Source organism: Streptomyces purpureus (genome assembly GCF_014648195.1).
GTDB lineage: Bacteria > Actinomycetota > Actinomycetes > Streptomycetales > Streptomycetaceae > Streptomyces > Streptomyces purpureus.
Genome location: NZ_BMQQ01000008.1, coordinates 11,825 through 27,727, shown reverse-complemented (window position 1 = coordinate 27,727; position 15,903 = coordinate 11,825). Strand labels below are relative to the sequence as shown.

General features: G+C 71.1%; 14 protein-coding genes and 1 pseudogene. 5 read left to right on the top strand and 10 right to left on the bottom strand.

Going from position 1 to position 15,903, the window contains the following annotated elements; genetic code table 11:
• Positions 1 to 92 precede the first annotated feature (92 nt).
• Positions 93 to 1,358 carry a DUF2637 domain-containing protein gene (locus IEZ01_RS12540; RefSeq protein WP_040875612.1) on the top strand — a complete coding sequence of 422 codons (1,266 nt, stop codon included), beginning with the start codon at positions 93 to 95 and terminating at the stop codon, positions 1,356 to 1,358.
• Between the two features lie 28 nt (positions 1,359 to 1,386).
• Here the strand turns inward: IEZ01_RS12540 and IEZ01_RS12535 are convergent, their stop codons facing one another.
• The gene (locus IEZ01_RS12535) at positions 1,387 to 1,596 is read right to left on the bottom strand and encodes a hypothetical protein (RefSeq protein WP_019888515.1); all 210 of its coding nucleotides are present in this window, start codon (positions 1,594 to 1,596) and stop codon (positions 1,387 to 1,389) included.
• Positions 1,597 to 1,754: 158 nt separating this feature from the next.
• Complete coding sequence (gene lysS / locus IEZ01_RS12530) at positions 1,755 to 3,491, bottom strand: lysine--tRNA ligase (RefSeq protein WP_189201692.1); 1,737 nt, start codon at positions 3,489 to 3,491, stop codon at positions 1,755 to 1,757.
• A 203-nt stretch (positions 3,492 to 3,694) separates the two neighbouring features.
• Here lysS and argS point away from each other — a divergent pair, with 203 nt between their 5' ends.
• Positions 3,695 to 5,467, top strand: a complete 1,773-nt coding sequence (gene argS, locus IEZ01_RS12525; protein ID WP_189201690.1) for an arginine--tRNA ligase — start codon at positions 3,695 to 3,697, stop codon at positions 5,465 to 5,467.
• Positions 5,468 to 5,546: 79 nt separating this feature from the next.
• On the opposite strand, the gene IEZ01_RS12520 is transcribed toward argS, so the two are convergent.
• Positions 5,547 to 5,816, bottom strand: a complete 270-nt coding sequence (locus tag IEZ01_RS12520; RefSeq protein WP_019888512.1) for a DUF1876 domain-containing protein — start codon at positions 5,814 to 5,816, stop codon at positions 5,547 to 5,549.
• A gap of 152 nt (positions 5,817 to 5,968) precedes the next feature.
• Here IEZ01_RS12520 and IEZ01_RS12515 point away from each other — a divergent pair, with 152 nt between their 5' ends.
• Positions 5,969 to 6,880 carry an NAD(P)-dependent oxidoreductase gene (locus IEZ01_RS12515; RefSeq protein ID WP_189201688.1) on the top strand — a complete coding sequence of 304 codons (912 nt, stop codon included), beginning with the start codon at positions 5,969 to 5,971 and terminating at the stop codon, positions 6,878 to 6,880.
• Between the two features lie 9 nt (positions 6,881 to 6,889).
• On the opposite strand, the gene IEZ01_RS12510 is transcribed toward IEZ01_RS12515, so the two are convergent.
• The gene (locus tag IEZ01_RS12510; RefSeq protein WP_028797826.1) at positions 6,890 to 7,537 is read right to left on the bottom strand and encodes a hypothetical protein; all 648 of its coding nucleotides are present in this window, start codon (positions 7,535 to 7,537) and stop codon (positions 6,890 to 6,892) included.
• Positions 7,538 to 7,754: 217 nt separating this feature from the next.
• On the opposite strand from IEZ01_RS12510, the gene IEZ01_RS12505 reads away from it, so the two are divergent.
• The gene (locus IEZ01_RS12505) at positions 7,755 to 8,633 is read left to right on the top strand and encodes an AraC family transcriptional regulator (protein WP_189201686.1); all 879 of its coding nucleotides are present in this window, start codon (positions 7,755 to 7,757) and stop codon (positions 8,631 to 8,633) included.
• Between the two features lie 122 nt (positions 8,634 to 8,755).
• Entirely contained in the window at positions 8,756 to 9,499 is a 744-nt protein-coding gene (locus IEZ01_RS12500) for an AfsR/SARP family transcriptional regulator (RefSeq protein WP_189201684.1), read from the top strand.
• A gap of 48 nt (positions 9,500 to 9,547) precedes the next feature.
• Here IEZ01_RS12500 and IEZ01_RS12495 read toward each other — a convergent pair whose 3' ends face one another.
• The 6 genes and pseudogenes from IEZ01_RS12495 to IEZ01_RS34865 all read right to left on the bottom strand — a co-directional run.
• Positions 9,548 to 10,120, bottom strand: a complete 573-nt coding sequence (locus tag IEZ01_RS12495) for a peptidase inhibitor family I36 protein (protein WP_019888505.1) — start codon at positions 10,118 to 10,120, stop codon at positions 9,548 to 9,550.
• A gap of 134 nt (positions 10,121 to 10,254) precedes the next feature.
• A complete protein-coding gene (hemB, locus tag IEZ01_RS12490; protein WP_078513373.1) occupies positions 10,255 to 11,244 on the bottom strand; it encodes a porphobilinogen synthase in 990 nt (329 codons plus the stop codon).
• 203 nt (positions 11,245 to 11,447) lie between these two features.
• The gene (locus IEZ01_RS12485) at positions 11,448 to 13,112 is read right to left on the bottom strand and encodes a bifunctional uroporphyrinogen-III C-methyltransferase/uroporphyrinogen-III synthase (protein ID WP_189201682.1); all 1,665 of its coding nucleotides are present in this window, start codon (positions 13,110 to 13,112) and stop codon (positions 11,448 to 11,450) included.
• The gene (gene hemC / locus IEZ01_RS12480) at positions 13,109 to 14,083 is read right to left on the bottom strand and encodes a hydroxymethylbilane synthase (protein ID WP_019888501.1); all 975 of its coding nucleotides are present in this window, start codon (positions 14,081 to 14,083) and stop codon (positions 13,109 to 13,111) included. The genes IEZ01_RS12485 and hemC overlap by 4 nt, the downstream gene beginning before the upstream one ends.
• Positions 14,080 to 15,435 carry a glutamyl-tRNA reductase gene (locus tag IEZ01_RS12475; protein WP_189201680.1) on the bottom strand — a complete coding sequence of 452 codons (1,356 nt, stop codon included), beginning with the start codon at positions 15,433 to 15,435 and terminating at the stop codon, positions 14,080 to 14,082. Before IEZ01_RS12475 ends, hemC begins: the two co-directional genes overlap by 4 nt.
• Positions 15,432 to 15,903 (bottom strand): annotated as a pseudogene (locus IEZ01_RS34865) (redox-sensing transcriptional repressor Rex); the annotation flags it as partial. The pseudogene IEZ01_RS34865 and the gene IEZ01_RS12475, both read right to left, overlap by 4 nt.

The window sequence follows — 15,903 nt, the reverse complement described above, 5'->3', positions numbered from 1 at the left end:
CCGTCCCTCCCCCCGAGGGTCGGGCTCCGTACACGTGTGCCACGCTGTGCTGGCTTGATGTCGACAACGGGAGGGGATCGCGGGTGGCCGCGATGCAGCTGACACGCACGCACCGGATACTCATCGGCGTCGTGGTCGCGGGAGCTTTGATCATCGCCGGGATCGGCTTCGCGGGGTCGTACGCCGCTGTGCGCGAACTCGCGGAGAAGAAGGGCTTCGGCGACTTCTCCCTGGTCTTTCCCATCGGTATCGACGCCGGTATCTGTGTGCTGCTGGCGCTGGACCTGCTGCTGACGTGGATGCGGATCCCCTTCCCGCTGCTGCGTCAGACGGCGTGGCTGCTGACGGCGGCGACGATCGCGTTCAACGGTGCGGCCGCGTGGCCGGACCCGTTGGGTGTGGGGATGCACGCCGTGATCCCGGTGCTGTTCGTGGTGGCGGTCGAGGCGGCGCGGCACGCGGTGGGGCGGATCGCCGACATCACGGCGGACAAGCACATGGAGGGTGTGCGGCTGACGCGCTGGCTGTTGTCGCCGGTGCCGACGTTTCGGCTGTGGCGGCGGATGAAGCTGTGGGAGCTGCGTTCGTACGAGCAGGTCATCAAGCTGGAGCAGGATCGGCTGATCTATCAGGCGCGGCTGCAGGCGCGTTTCGGGCGGGCGTGGCGGCGTAAGGCGCCGGTGGAAGCGTTGATGCCGTTGCGGCTGGCGAAGTACGGGGTGCCGTTGGCGGAGACCGCTCCGGCGGGGCTGGCGGCGGCCGGGATCGAGCCGGTGCTGCTGCCGCCGAATCCGACGGTGGCGCGGGACGCCGATGACGCGCCGGCTCTCCAGGCGGGGCAGGCGGGGCAGGCGGGGGCCGGGGCTCCGGGGCGGGTTCAGGGGGGTCATGAGCTTCCGGGCGGCGGGCAGGCGCAGCCGCATCCCGAGCAGGGGGAGGATGTGGCGGTGAGCCACGAGTCCCCGTGGTTCCAGGCGCAGCAGATGCCGCAGGGGGCGTACGAGGGTCAGTACGCGCCGACGTATGTGGAGGGTCTGGAGCCGACGCCGGTGATGATTCCGGCGGGGCCGGAGGATGTGCCGGGGGTGCAGGAGGCGCAGGCGACGATTCCGGGGCCGCGGATGGAGGCGGGTCCGGTGACGCAGGCGGATGTGGAGGAGTTCGCCGAGCTGGCGTATCCGGTGTACCGCGACTATGCGCATCAGCACGGTGCGTTTCCGAGCAACGAGCAGCTGGACATCATTCTTGTCGACGTCCATGGGATACAGCATCCGTTGAGCGCGACGCTGCTGCGGCGGCTGATGCCGATGTTCCGGCAGCGGTTCGAGTCGGAGCTGGAGGCGGACCACATCGCGTGAGCCCGCCGGTGCCGGGGCGTGGGCGTGGTCAGGCTTTGGCGGCGCGCTTCTTGGTGGTTTCGCCGTAGAGGGCGAGCGCGATGCCGAGGACGGCGAGGGCGATGTAGCCGGGGGTGGGGATGTCCCACCATTTGTGGAGCAGGCCCCAGGGTCCGTCCCCGAAGATGCGTCCGCCGGCGCCCAGGCCACCCTGGACGCCGAGGACCCAGCCGATGATCGCGATCAGTTCGTTCTTCATGTGTCCACGGTCCCCCGGCGGCGGCGTGGTTTCGTCATGCGCACGGCCGAATGGCAGGTAGTCCGAAGGATGCACATGGGGCCGTCTTGGATTGTGCGGGGGATGCGGAAAGGGGCCGTCACCGGATGGTGGCGGCCCCTTTCGCGTAGGCGGCGGCGTTACGCGGCGCCGAGGAGCGTGCGCACGCGGTCCGCGCCGACGGCGAGGAGCAGGGTGGGCAGGCGCGGTCCGGTCTCGCGGCTGACGAGGAGCTTGTAGAGCAGGGCGAAGAAGGAGCGCTGGGCGACCTTCAGCTCGGGGGTGGGCTTGGCTTCGGGGTCGAGGCCGGCCATCACCTTCGGTACGCCGTAGACGAGGGTGGTGAGGCCGTCGAGGGACCAGTGGGTGTCGAGGCCTTCGAGGAGGAGCCGCAGGGAGGTGCGGGCTTCGTCGTCGAGGGAGTCGAGGAGTTCGGTGTCGGGCTGGTCGCGGACGATGGTGCGCTGGTCGGCCGGGACCTGGGTGGTGATCCAGTTCTCGGCCCGGTCCAGGCGGGGGCGGACCTCGTCGAGGCTGGTGACGGGGTTGTCGGGGTCGAGTTCGGTGAGGATGCGCAGGGTCTGCTCGTCGTGTCCGGCGGTGATGTCCATGACGGAGGCGAGCGTGCGGTACGGGAGCGGGCGCGGGGTGCGCGGGAGCTCGGCGGCGGCGGTGCGGACGGCGCGGGAGTAGGCGGCGGCGTCGGCGGGCAGGACGGTGCCGTCCTGGACCTTGGCCTCCAGCTTGTCCCACTCGTCGTAGAGCCGCTGGATCTCCTGGTCGAAGGCGATCTTGAAGGCCTGGTTGGGCTTGCGGCGGGCGTAGAGCCAGCGCAGCAGGGGCGCTTCCATGATCTTCAGGGCGTCGGCGGGGGTCGGGACGCCGCCTCGGGAGGAGGACATCTTGGCCATGCCGGAGATGCCGACGAAGGCGTACATGGGGCCGATGGGCTGGACGCCGTCGAAGATGTCGCGGACGATCTGGCCGCCGACGACGAAGGAGGAGCCGGGCGAGGAGTGGTCGACGCCGGAGGGCTCGAAGATGACGCCTTCGTAGGCCCAGCGCATGGGCCAGTCGACCTTCCAGACCAGCTTGCCGCGGTTGAACTCGTTGAGGGCGACCGTCTCGCCGAAGCCGCAGGCGCTGCAGGTGTAGACGAGCTCGGTGGTGTCGTCGTCGTAGGAGACGACGGTGGTGAGGTCCTTCTCGCAGCGGCCGCAGTAGGGCTTGTACGGGAAGTAGCCGGCGGCGCCCTGGGAGCCGTCGTCCTCGGCGGCGGCGCCGGAGCCTTCGGCGGCTTCCAGCTCGGCCTCGTCGACGGGCTTCTGCGACTTCTTGGCGGGGGCCTTCTTGGTGCGGTACTGGTCGAGGATGGCGTCGATGGCCGCGCGGTGCTTCATGGCGTGCAGGATCTGCTCGCGGTAGGCGCCGGCGGTGTACTGCTCGGTCTGGCTGATGGGGTCGTACTCGACGCCGAGATCGGCCAGGGATTCGACCATGGCGGCCTTGAAGTGCTCGGCCCAGTTCGGGTGGGGGGAGCCGGCCGGGGCGGGCACGGAGGTCAGCGGCTTGCCGATGTGCTCGGCCCAGGACTCGTCGATGCCCTCGACGCCGCCCGGCACCTTGCGGTACCGGTCGTAGTCGTCCCAGGAGATGAGGTGGCGGACCTCGTATCCGCGGCGGCGGATCTCGTCGGCGACCAGGTGCGGGGTCATGACCTCGCGGAGGTTGCCGAGGTGGATGGGGCCGGAGGGGGAGAGTCCGGAGGCGACGACGACCGGTTTGCCAGGCGCACGTCGCTCCGACTCGGCGATGACCTCGTCCGCGAAACGGGAGACCCAGTCGGTCTCGGTGCTGCTCTGAGCCACGGTCGGCACGTCCTTGAGTGATCGGGATTCTCGAAGCTTGTGTACGTCATTCTCCCAGACGGAAGGAGTCCTCCGAAGGTTGTCCACAGCGGGTGATCCGCGTCGGGGAGTTGCCCGGCGAGTTGTCCACAGGCCGGGAAAACACCTTGCTGGCCCGTGGGACACTTGACAAGCGAAATACACCGACGACTGATCTACAGGAACGGAAGCTCATGGCCTCGGTCCCTTCCCTCGCTTCGACCGTTGAGCAGCGCCTCGCGGCGGCCCTCTCGGCAGCTCTGCCGGAGGCCGGTGCCGCCGACCCTCTGCTGCGACGTAGCGACCGGGCCGACTTCCAGGCCAACGGCATCCTGGCGCTGGCGAAGAAGGCGAAGGCCAATCCCCGGGAGCTGGCGGCGAAGGTCGTCGAGGGGATCGGGACGGGCGAGGTGCTGAAGGAGATCGAGGTCTCGGGGCCTGGCTTCCTGAACATCACGGTCTCGGACCGGGCGATCACCGAGACGCTGGCCGCGCGGTACGCGGACGGCGACCGGCTGGGTGTCGGCTTTGCCGAGCAGCCGGGTACGACGGTGATCGACTACGCGCAGCCGAATGTGGCGAAGGAGATGCACGTCGGGCACCTGCGGTCGGCGGTGATCGGTGACGCGATGACCCGGATCCTGGAGTTCAGCGGCGAGCAGATCGTGCGGCGTCACCACATCGGGGACTGGGGCACGCAGTTCGGCATGCTCATCCAGTATCTGATCGAGCACCCGCACGAGCTGGACCACAAGTCCGGCGAGGAGGTCTCCGGCGAGGAGGCCATGTCGAACCTGAACCGGCTGTACAAGGCGTCGCGTGCGCTGTTCGACTCCGACGAGGAGTTCAAGGCGCGCTCGCGTGACCGGGTGGTGGCCCTGCAGTCCGGGGACGAGCAGACGCGTGCGCTGTGGCAGCGGTTCGTGGACGAGTCGAAGATCTACTTCTACTCGGTCTTCGACAAGCTGGACATGGAGATCCGCGACCCGGACGTGATCGGCGAGTCCGGTTACAACGACATGCTGGACGAGACGTGCCGCCTCCTGGAGGAGTCGGGTGTGGCCGTGCGGTCGGAGGGTGCGCTGTGCGTGTTCTTCGACGACGTGAAGGGGCCGGACGGCAAGCCGACCCCGCTGATCGTGAAGAAGTCGAACGGCGGGTACGGCTACGCGGCCACCGACCTGTCCGCGATCCGGGACCGGGTGCGGAACCTGAAGGCGTCGACGCTGCTGTACGTGGTGGACGCCCGGCAGTCGCTGCACTTCCGGATGGTCTTCGAGACCGCGCGCCGGGCGGGCTGGCTGAACGACGAGGTCAAGGCGGTCCAGCTGGCGTTCGGCACGGTCCTCGGCAAGGACGGCAAGCCGTTCAAGACCCGTGAGGGTGAGACGGTGCGGCTCGTCGACCTGCTGGACGAGGCGGTCGAGCGGGCGACGTCGGTGGTGCGGGAGAAGGCCGAGAAGGTGGGCCTGAGCGAGCAGGAGATCGTCGAGAACGGCCGGTATGTGGGCATCGGCGCGGTGAAGTACGCCGACCTGTCGACGTCGGCCGCCCGGGACTACAAGTTCGACCTGGACCAGATGGTGTCGCTCAACGGCGACACGTCCGTCTACCTGCAGTACGCGTACGCCCGTATCCAGTCGATCCTGCGCAAGGCCGGCGAGGCGCGTCCGGTGGCGCACCCGGAGCTGGAGCTGGCGCCGGCGGAGCGGGCGCTCGGGCTGCACCTGGACGGGTTCGGTGAGCTGCTCGCCGATGTGGCCGCGGAGTACGCCCCGCACAAGCTGGCGGCGTATCTGTACCAGCTGGCGTCGCACCTGACGACGTTCTACGACCAGTGCCAGGTGCTGAGCACGGACAACGCGCCGGAGGTCGTGGAGAACCGGCTGTTCCTGGTCGACCTGACGGCGCGCACGCTGCACCAGGGCATGGCGCTGCTCGGTATCCGTACGCCCGGGCGTCTCTGACGCCTTCCTGCCCCTGGGGGTGTGTCCGGCGGTCGCGCCGGGCGCACCCCCTCGGCTTTTTCACCTCAGGTTCGGCTTGTCACCTCAGGGGGTGGGAGGTGCGGCCGGACACCTCGTCGATCTCTTTGTGTGCCTTCTGCAGGAGTTGGGATGCGAGCTCCATGAGGGCGCGCGCTCCGGCGATCTCCTCCCCGACGCGCAGTTGTTCGGGGTCGGAGGGGTGGCGGTTGGCGGTGCCGTGGGAGCGGAATTCGGTGCCGTCGGCGAGTCTGACCATGGCGGCCGCCCGTGTCCTGTCGCCCTCTTCCTTGAATTCCATGTCGATGTGCCATCCGACGAGTGTCTGCATGAGGGACCACCTCCAGAGGTACTCCTTCCAGGGTGCGCCGGGAGCCCGCAGATCACCACAGCGCGCCCGCACTCCATTACTTACCAAGAGGTAAGTACCCCACTATTTAGTCGGTACTTGTTGGCCTCACGGCGTGGGGCAAAGATCGACTCATGCCTGAGAACACCGCTGGGAACACCCCCGAGAACACGCCCAAGACCACCTCCGCCGCCCCGACCGACGTCTCCGTCCTCGGCCTCGGCCTGATGGGCTCCGCCCTCGCCGCCACCCTGCTCTCCGCCGGCCACCGCCTCACCGTCTGGAACCGCACCGCCGCCAAGACCGGCCCGCTCACCGCCCAGGGCGCGCTGCCGGCCGCCTCGCCGGCCGAGGCGGTCGCGGCGAGCCCGCTGGTGATCGTCTGCCTGTCGACCAACGACAACGTCACCGAGGCGCTCGCCGGCCTCGACCTCACCGGCAAGACGCTGGTGAACCTCACCAACGGCACCCCGGAGCAGGCCCGTTCGATCTCCGGATGGGCGACGAAGGCGGGCGCCGCGTACGTCGACGGCGGGATCATGGCCGTCCCGCAGATGATCGGAAGCCCGGCCGCGTACGTCCTCTACAGCGGTGACGAGGAGGCCTACGAGGCCCACCGGCCGACGCTCGCGGCCTTCGGCGGCACGCGCTGGGTCGGTACGGAACCGGGCCGGGCGGCCCTGCACGACCTGGCGCTGCTGACCGGCATGTACGGCATGTTCCTGGGGGTCGCCCAGGCCTTCGCCCTGATCCGCTCGGAGTCCGTCCCGGCCACCGAGTTCGCCGGACCGCTCCAGGAGTGGATCACGGCGATGCTCGGGGCCGTACCGGACCTGGCCACGGCCATCGACACGGAGCAGCACCTGACCGATGTGTCGAACCTCGCCATGAACCGGGAGGTCCTGCCCAACTTCACGGACACCTTCCGCGCCCAGGGCGTCGACCCCGGCTTCTTCCTCCTCCTCGCGCCGCTGCTGGACCGGGCGGTGGAGGAAGGTCACGGAGCCGACGGCCTGTCCCGTCTGGTGATGATGCTCAAGCAGTGACCGGGCGCCTCAGACCCGGCCGCCGCAGATCACGTCGTACGGCCTGCCGATGCCGATGGTCAGCTGCATGGGGTCGTCGGTGCCGGCCGGGCACTGTTCCTTCTCCTTGACGAGGTCGAGGACCTTGAGGACGCCGCTGCCGCCGGAGGCGCAGGGAACCTCCTGGGCCTGCGAGGTCACGCAGTCGCCCTTCACCAGCTGGCCGCCACCGGCGCCCGCGTCGCCGGGGTGGTCGCCGGAGAGGTTGCGGCCGCAGACGGTGTTGGTGGGGATGCCGCCGCCCTTGCCGCTGCCGCCGTAGGAGACCTTGACCTGGACGATCAGGTCGGTGCCGGGCGGGCACTGGACGGAGTCGGCGAGGAAGCTGGCCTCCTTGATCTCCAGGGCCTTGAAGGTCGCGCCGGAGTCGTCGCAGTCGAGGGCCTTGATCCCGTCGGGCCGGTCGTCCGGGTCGGGTCCGCCGCAGTCGCCGACCTTCCAGGAGGAGGACTTGCCACCGGAGGAGCCCGAAGAGCCCGAGGAGGACGAGGACGAGTCGTCGCCGAACAGCTGGGACGCGCCGTAGCCGAGGCCGAGGATCACGGCCAGTGTCAGCAGGGCCGAGAGACACCCTCCGCTCCTGCGGGCGGGTGGTGGTGTGGCGCCTTGAGTGACCATGGTGCTCCTCCTCCTGAGCCAGGCGATGAGGCCGGGCGATGGGGCCGGGCAATGGGGCCGGACGACGGGCAACGCACGGACGGGGACGCGGCATGAACACCTCACGGTTGCAGCCGATCGCCACCGGTGCCCCCGGCCTCGGCAGTCACCCCGCCCCGCCCCGGACTGTCGCAAAAGCCCCACGACACCACCGCCCCCAGCCCCCACACTCGTGCCCATGCTGTGTCACCACGCATGTCCCGAGGGCACCTGGGAGTCGGTCTTCTCCTTACCCGACCGGCGTCTGTGGCCCGGGGTCCGCTGCTACCGCGGCTTCCGGTTCGCACTCCCCCAGCCCCGCCGCCGCCTTGAGGTGCCGAACGGTTCCGTGACCCTGATGCTGGGCTTCGGCTCCCGTCTGGACCTCCACGGAGCCACGGAAACGGGCTCGTACCACTCCCTGCTGGCCGGTCTGCGGACCGGGCCGGTCATCGGGGAACACGACGGCCGCCTGCACGGTGTGGAGATCATCCTCTCGCCGTGGGCGGCCTTCGCGCTGTTCGGGGCCGCGCTCGCGGACACTCCCGGCAACGCCGCCGACCCCACCGACATCCTCGGCCCCCGCGTCCGCAGACTCACCGAGCGGCTCGCCGAGACCCCCACCTGGCCCGAACGGTTCGCCCGGCTCGACGCCACGCTGCTGCGCTGGTCGGCCTCGGGCCGCCCGCACGCCCCCCAAGTGGCCTGGGCGTGGGAGGAGTTGCGGCGCACCGGCGGCACCGCGCCGCTCGACGCGCTGGCCGCCCGCTCCGGCTGGAGCAAACGACAGTTCCACCACCACTTCGTCCAGCAGATAGGGACGACACCGAAGACCGCCGCCCGGATCCACCGCCTCGGCCGCGTCCTGCGACTGCTCGCCACCGATCTGTCGTACGCGCGGACCGCGGAGGCCTGCGGTTTCTTCGACCAGTCCCATCTCAACCGGGAGTTCACGGCGATGACCGGGCTGACTCCGGGCCGCTTCCGTGCCGACCGTACGAGCGGCGCGGGCGCCCCCGGCGAGCAGGACCGGCTGCGCGGCGAGGTCACCAGCGTGCTGCTGCCCCACCCGGCCTGAAGGCCGGCGGCGGGCCCGCGCCGAGGACCGCAGATTTCTCCAATACGCCGCCCCGGCGCCGTGCCACGCTCACCCCCGACCACACCGGAACAACGCCCAACCGCTCCACACAAGGGGGATTCATGCGTTTTTGTGTGCTCGGGCCGATCATCGTCCACGACGGGCCGCACCGCATCACACCCGGCGGCGGCAAGCAGCACGCCCTCCTCGCCGTACTCCTCGCCCGCGCGGGCTCCGTGCTCTCCCGGGACGCCCTCATCGACGCCCTCTGGGCGCCCGCGCCCCCACCGTCCGCCGCCGACATGCTGCGCTGGCACATCCACAAACTCCGCCGCCTCCTCGGCGAGGCCCGCGTCCTCACCTGCCCCACCGGCTATCTCCTCCACCCCGGACCGGACGAGATCGACGCCCAGCGGTTCGAGGCGGCCTGCGCCCGCGCCCGCCGCCTCCTCGACGACGGCGCCGCCCACGACGCCGGTACGGTCCTGCAGGACGCGCTCGCCCTGTGGCACGGCCCGGCCTACGGCGACCTCGACATCCCCCTGGTCCGCGGCGAGACGCTCCGCCTCCACGAACTCCACCTCGCCGCCTGCGAGCTGCTCGCCCAGGCCGACCTCGCCACCGGCCAGGACAGCACCGCCGCGGCCCGGCTGCGCCCCCTGGTCGCCGACCACCCCTTCCGCGAACGCTTCCGCGCCCAGCTGATGGTGGCGCTCTACCGCTCCGGCCGGCGCGCCGAAGCCCTCGACGTCTTCCACGACGGCCGCCGCCTCCTCGACGAGGAACTGGGCCTGGGCCCGGGCCCCGAACTGCTGCGCCTCCAGCAGTCCATCCTCACCGGGCAGAACGTCCCGGCCGCCACCTGACGTACAGGCGACGGCCGGGACCGGCGAACTCGCGGGACTGCTACGGGATCAGCAGTTGCGGACCTTGTACACCGGCGTCCAGCTGCCGACCTTGTCGTAGCTACGGGCGCCGGGCGTCGTGTAGATCAGCGACCCGGAGCTGTTGTACATCTTGGCGCGGGTGCCGGACGACTGGTTGTTGTCCCAGGAGCCGTCCCCGGACCACGGGATGTTGTAGGTACGGCAGGTGTACATGTTGATCTGGCTGCCGGTGAAGTTGGTCCCGCTGTACGCGCAGAAGCGCAGGTGCTGGCAGGCCGCCAGGGTCCCGACCGGGTCGCTGAGATCACGCGCGTACTTCTCGCCCGGCACGACGACCGTCAGTTCCCCGCCCGGGAACGCGATCTTGTTCGGCGCGGTCTGCACCCCGCCCGTGCGCTCCTTGTACGCGTCCACCTGGGCCTGGAGCCCCTCGGCCTGCCCGGCGCTCAGCCCGGCGTTCCTGGCCTGCGCCTGGAAGCCGGGCGTGCTCGCGGCGCCCGCGGCACCCGCGGTGGCGAGCCCGCCGACGAGGACGACGAAGATTCCCGCGAGCGCGGTGACGAGCCGAGCGATCCCCCGGAAAGTGCGTTGCTGTGTCACAGAAGTGCCTTCCCTCTCTCGAACTGCCGAATGGTGCGGTCCGAACAGAGGGAAGGCTCTCAGCGGCGCGTTGTACGCCCGTTGTGGCGGTGTTGTGCCCGCGTTGTGCGCGGGGCGTCAGACGCTGCCGGGTGTCAGAGCTTCTGGGCGACCTCGGTCGCCCAGTACGTGAGGATCATCTGCGCGCCGGCGCGCCGGATCCCGGTCAGGGTCTCCAGGATCGCCCGGTCCCGCTCGATCCATCCCTTCTCGGCGGCGGCCTCGATCATCGCGTACTCACCGCTGATCTGGTACGCGGCGACGGGGACGTCCACGGCCTCGGCGACCTTCGCCAGCACGTCCAGGTACGGGCCCGCGGGCTTGACCATGACCATGTCGGCGCCCTCCTCGAGGTCGAGGGCGAGCTCGCGCATCGACTCCCGCAGGTTGGCGGGGTCCTGCTGGTACGTCTTTCGGTCGCCGGTCAGCGAGGAGCCGACGGCCTCCCGGAAGGGGCCGTAGAAGGCGGAGGAGTACTTCGCGGTGTAGGCGAGGATCGACACGTCCTCCTTGCCGATGGTGTCCAGGGCGTCCCGGACCACGCCGACCTGGCCGTCCATCATCCCGGAGGGGCCCACGACATGGACGCCCGCGTCGGCCTGGACCTGCGCCATCTCGGCGTACCGCTCCAGCGTGGCGTCGTTGTCGACGCGTCCGTCGGCGTCCAGGACACCGCAGTGCCCGTGGTCGGTGTACTCGTCCAGGCACAGGTCCGACATGATCACGAGCTCGTCGCCGACCTCGGCCTTCACGTCCCGGATCGCGACCTGGAGGATCCCGTCGGGGTCCGTGCCGGCGGTTCCGGCGGCGTCCTTCTTCGCGTCCTCGGGCACGCCGAAGAGCATGATCCCGGAGACTCCGGCCGACACGGCCTCCACGGCCGCCTTCCGCAGGGTGTCCCGGGTGTGCTGCACGACGCCGGGCATGGCGGCGATCGGCACCGGCTCGCTGATGCCCTCCCGGACGAACGCGGGGAGGATCAGATCGGCCGCGTGCAGCCGCGTCTCGGCGACCATGCGCCGCATGGCGTGCGTCGTCCGCAGCCGCCGCGGCCGCGCACCGGGAAAGGATCCGTACGAGTTCATACGCTCGAGGCTACGCCCGCGTGAGGGGTGCGTTTACCGACACCTTGTTGCCCGACGCCTTCCGGGCGGACGGGCGTAACGCAGTGGGGTGCGGGGCCCCGGAAGGCCCCGCACCCCACACGTCTCAGGTCGTCCGGCGTCTGCGCGCGCCCGGCCGCGTCACCGGGGCGCGGGATCCCTGAAGGCCCCGCACCCCACACGTCTCAGGTCGTACGACGCCGCCGCGCCCCTGGTCTGCGCTCGCTCGGCCGGGTCACCGGATCCCCGGCCTCCAGCGCCGCCTCGCGGCGGCGGATGCCGAAGTCCGCCAGCGCCTCCGCCAGCTTGTGGACGGACGGCTCGGGCGACAGGACGTCGACCCGCAGGCCGTGCTCCTCCGCCGTCTTCGCGGTCGCCGGGCCGATGCAGGCGATGACCGTCACGTTGTGCGGCTTGCCGGCGATGCCGACGAGGTTGCGCACCGTGGAGGAGGAGGTGAACAGCACGGCGTCGAAGCCACCGCCCTTGATCGCCTCGCGGGTGTCCGCCGGCGGCGGCGAGGCCCGTACGGTCCGGTAGGCGGTGACGTCGTCGACCTCCCACCCGAGCTCGATCAGGCCCGCGACCAGCGTCTCCGTGGCGATGTCGGCGCGCGGCAGGAACACCCGGTCGATCGGGTCGAAGACCGGGTCGTACGGCGGCCAGTCCTCCAGGAGGCCGGCCGCGGACTGCTCACCGCTGGGCACCAGGTCCGGCTTGACGCCGAAGTCGACCAGCGCGGCGGCGGTCTGCTCGCCCACTGCGGCGACCTTGATGCCCGCGAAGGCACGGGCGTCGAGCCCGTACTCCTCGAACTTCTCCCGGACCGCCTTGACGGCGTTGACCGAGGTGAAGGCGATCCACTCGTAGCGGCCCGTCACCAGGCCCTTGACCGCGCGCTCCATCTGCTGGGGCGTGCGCGGCGGCTCGACGGCGATGGTCGGGACCTCATGCGGCACGGCCCCGTAGGACCGCAGCTGGTCGGAGAGCGACGCCGCCTGCTCCTTCGTCCGCGGGACGAGGACGCGCCACCCGAACAGCGGCTTCGACTCGAACCACGACAGCTGGTCGCGCTGGGCGGCGGAGCTGCGCTCCCCGACCACGGCTATCACGGGCTGGTGCCCGTCCGGGGACGGCAGCACCTTCCCCTGCTTGAAGACCTGGGCGATGGTGCCCAGCGTCGCGGTCCAGGTCCGCTGCCGGGTGGTCGTGCCGGCCACGGTCACCGTGAGCGGGGTGTCCGGCTTACGGCCAGCCGCCACCAGCTCCCCGGCGGCCGCGGCGACCGCGTCCAGGGTGGTCGAGACGACGACGGTGCCGTCGGAGGCGCCGACCTCGGTCCAGCAGCGGTCGCTGGCGGTACGTGCGTCGACGAAGCGCACGTCGGTGCCCTCGGAGTCGCGCAGCGGCACACCGGCGTAGGCGGGGACGCCCACCGCGGTGGCGACACCGGGCACGACCTCGAAGGCGATGCCCTCGGCGGCGCAGGCGAGCATCTCGGCGCCGGCGTTGCCGTCGAGGCCGGGGTCGCCGGTCACCGCACGGACGACCCGCTTGCCGCCCCGCGCGGCCTCCATGACAAGATTGGCCGCATCCCTCAACACAGGGACAACGGCGGCCTTTGACGCATCGTCAACAACCGTCAGCTCAGGCGTGCTCACGCCTGGGCGCGCATGGACGCGTACGACGTCGAGGACATCCGGCTCGGCGATCAGCACGTCCGCGCCCGCGAGCGCCTCGACGGCGCGGAGCGTCAGCAGTCCGGGGTCGCCCGGTCCGGCGCCCAGGAACGTGACGTGCCCGTGTCCGGGGTACGCCGGGGTTGCAGTGGTGGGGCTGGTGGGGCTCAAAGTGCTCGCTCCCCCATAAGACCGGCCGCACCCTTGGCGAGCATCTCGGACGCGAGTTCGCGACCGAGCGCGATGGCGTCGCCGTGCGACGTGGGTACGGGACCGGTGGTGGACAGCTGCACCAGCGTGGAGCCGTCGGTCGTGCCGACGACGCCGCGCAGGCGCATTTCGGTGACAACCTGTCCGTCGGCCAGCAGGTCGGCCAGCGCACCCACAGGTGCGCTGCAGCCGGCCTCCAGGGCGGCGAGCAGGGATCGCTCGGCGGTCACGGCGGCCCGGGTGTGCGGGTCGTCGAGTTCGGCGAGCGCGGCGACGAGGGCGGCGTCGGAGGCCACACACTCGATCGCCAGGGCCCCCTGGCCGGGGGCGGGCAGGACGGTGTCGACCGACAGGTGGTCGAGCGACAGGGAGCCGGTGAGCTCCGCCGTCCCGCCGATGCGGTTGAGTCCGGCCGCGGCGAGTACCACCGCGTCGAGCTCGCCCTTGTGCACGTATCCGACGCGGGTGTCGATGTTGCCGCGGATCGGCACGGTCTCGATGGTCAGCCCGTGGCTGCGCGCGTACGCGTGGAGCTGGGCCATGCGCCGCGGCGAGCCGGTGCCGATCCGGGCGCCCTTGGGCAGCCGGTCCAGCGTCAGGCCCTCGCGGGCGATCAGTACGTCGCGCGGGTCCTCGCGCTTGGGGATCGCGGCCAGCGCCAGCTCGGGGTGCTGGGTGGTCGGCAGGTCCTTCAGCGAGTGCACGGCGAAGTCGACCTCGCCCGCGAGCAGCGCGTCGCGCAGCGCGGCGACGAACACACCGGTGCCGCCGATCTGCGCCAGGTGCTCACGGGAGGTGTCCCCGTACGTGGTGATCTCCACGAGCTCGACGGGCCGTCCGGTCAGCTGCCGTACGGCGTCGGCCACCTGCCCGGACTGGGCCATGGCCAGCTTGCTGCGCCTGGTCCCGAGCCTCAGTGCCCTCTCGGTCATACTCGCCCTCGGTTCTTGACATCGGCGTCATTCAGGTCGGCCCGGGAGACGGAGGCGACCGCCTCCGGGTCGAGGTCGAAGAGTGTCCGCAGCGCGTCGGCGTACCCGGCGCCGCCGGGCTCGCTGGCCAGCTGCTTGACCCGCACGGTGGGGGCGTGCAGGAGTTTGTCGACGACGCGGCGCACGGTCTGGGTGATCTCCGCGCGCTGGCGGTCGTCGAGGTCGGGGAGGCGGCCTTCGAGGCGGGCGACCTCGCCCGCGACGACGTCGGCGGCCATGGTGCGCAGGGCGACGACGGTCGGGGTGATGTGCGCGGCGCGCTGGGCGGCGCCGAAGGCGGCGACCTCGTCGGAGACGATGGAGCGGACCTGGTCGACGTCGGCGGCCATCGGCGCGTCGGCGGAGGCCTCGGCAAGGGACTCTATGTCGACGAGCCGGACGCCGGCCATGCGGTGGGCGGCGGCGTCGATGTCGCGGGGCATGGCCAGGTCGAGCAGGGCCAGCGGGGCCGTGCGGCCGCGCATGGCGGTCTCGACGGCCTCGCCGGTCAGGACGAGGCCGGTGGCGCCGGTGCAGGAGACGACGACGTCGGCACGTGTCAGCTCGTCGCCGACGGCGGCCATCTCGACGGCCCGGGCGGCCACGCCGGTGGAGCCGGGCTCGGTGAGGATCTGTACGAGCCGGTCGGCGCGGGCGGCCGTGCGGTTGGCGATCACGATCTCGGAGACGCCGACGCGGGCGAGCGTGGCGGCGGCCAGCGAGGACATCGAGCCGGCGCCGATGACCAGGGCCTTCTTGCCCGTGGCCCATTCGGTGACGTCGGTGCCCTGGGAGAGCTGCTCCAGGCCGAAGGTGACGAGCGACTGCCCGGCGCGGTCGATGCCGGTCTCGCTGTGGGCGCGCTTGCCGACCCGCAGGGCCTGCTGGAAGAGGTCGTTCAGGAGCCGGCCGGCGGTGTGCAGTTCCTGGCCGAGGGCGAGGGTGTCCTTGATCTGGCCGAGGATCTGGCCCTCGCCGACGACCATGGAGTCCAGACCGCAGGCCACCGAGAAGAGGTGGTGGACGGCCCTGTCCTCGTAGTGCACATAGAGATAGGGAGTGAGCTCCTCCAGGCTGACGCCGCTGTGCTGGGCGAGCAGCGTGGACAGCTCGGCGACACCGGCGTGGAACTTGTCCACGTCGGCGTAGAGCTCGATGCGGTTGCAGGTGGCCAGGACGGTGGCCTCGGCGGCCGGTTCGGCGGCGAGGGTGTCCTGGAGCAGCTTGGCCTGGGTGTCCGGGGCGAGCGAGGCGCGCTCGAGGACGCTGACGGGGGCGCTGCGGTGGCTGAGACCGACGACGAGGAGGCTCATGCCGGCATCACGGCGGGGATGTCCCCGTCGGGTCCCTTCCGGTTGGCGCCGGGGGTGGCGCCACGTACGGCGGGGGGTACGGCGGCCTCGGTGCCGCCCGCCTCCTCGCCGGCCTTGCGCTGCTCGTGGAAGGCGAGGATCTGCAGCTCGATGGAGAGGTCGACCTTGCGCACGTCGACACCGTCGGGCACGGCGAGGACGGTCGGCGCGAAGTTGAGGATCGAGGTGACCCCGGCGTTCACGAGCCGGTCGCAGACCTGCTGGGCGACGCCGGCGGGGGTGGCGATGACGCCGATGGAGACGCCGTCCTCCTCGATGATCTTTTCGAGGTCGTCGCTGTGCTGGACGGGGATCCCGGCGACCGGCTTGCCGGTCATGGCGGGGTCGGCGTCGATCAGCGCCGCGACGCGGAAGCCGCGGGAGGCGAAGCCGCCGTAGCCGGCGAGGGCCGCGCCGAGGTTACCGATA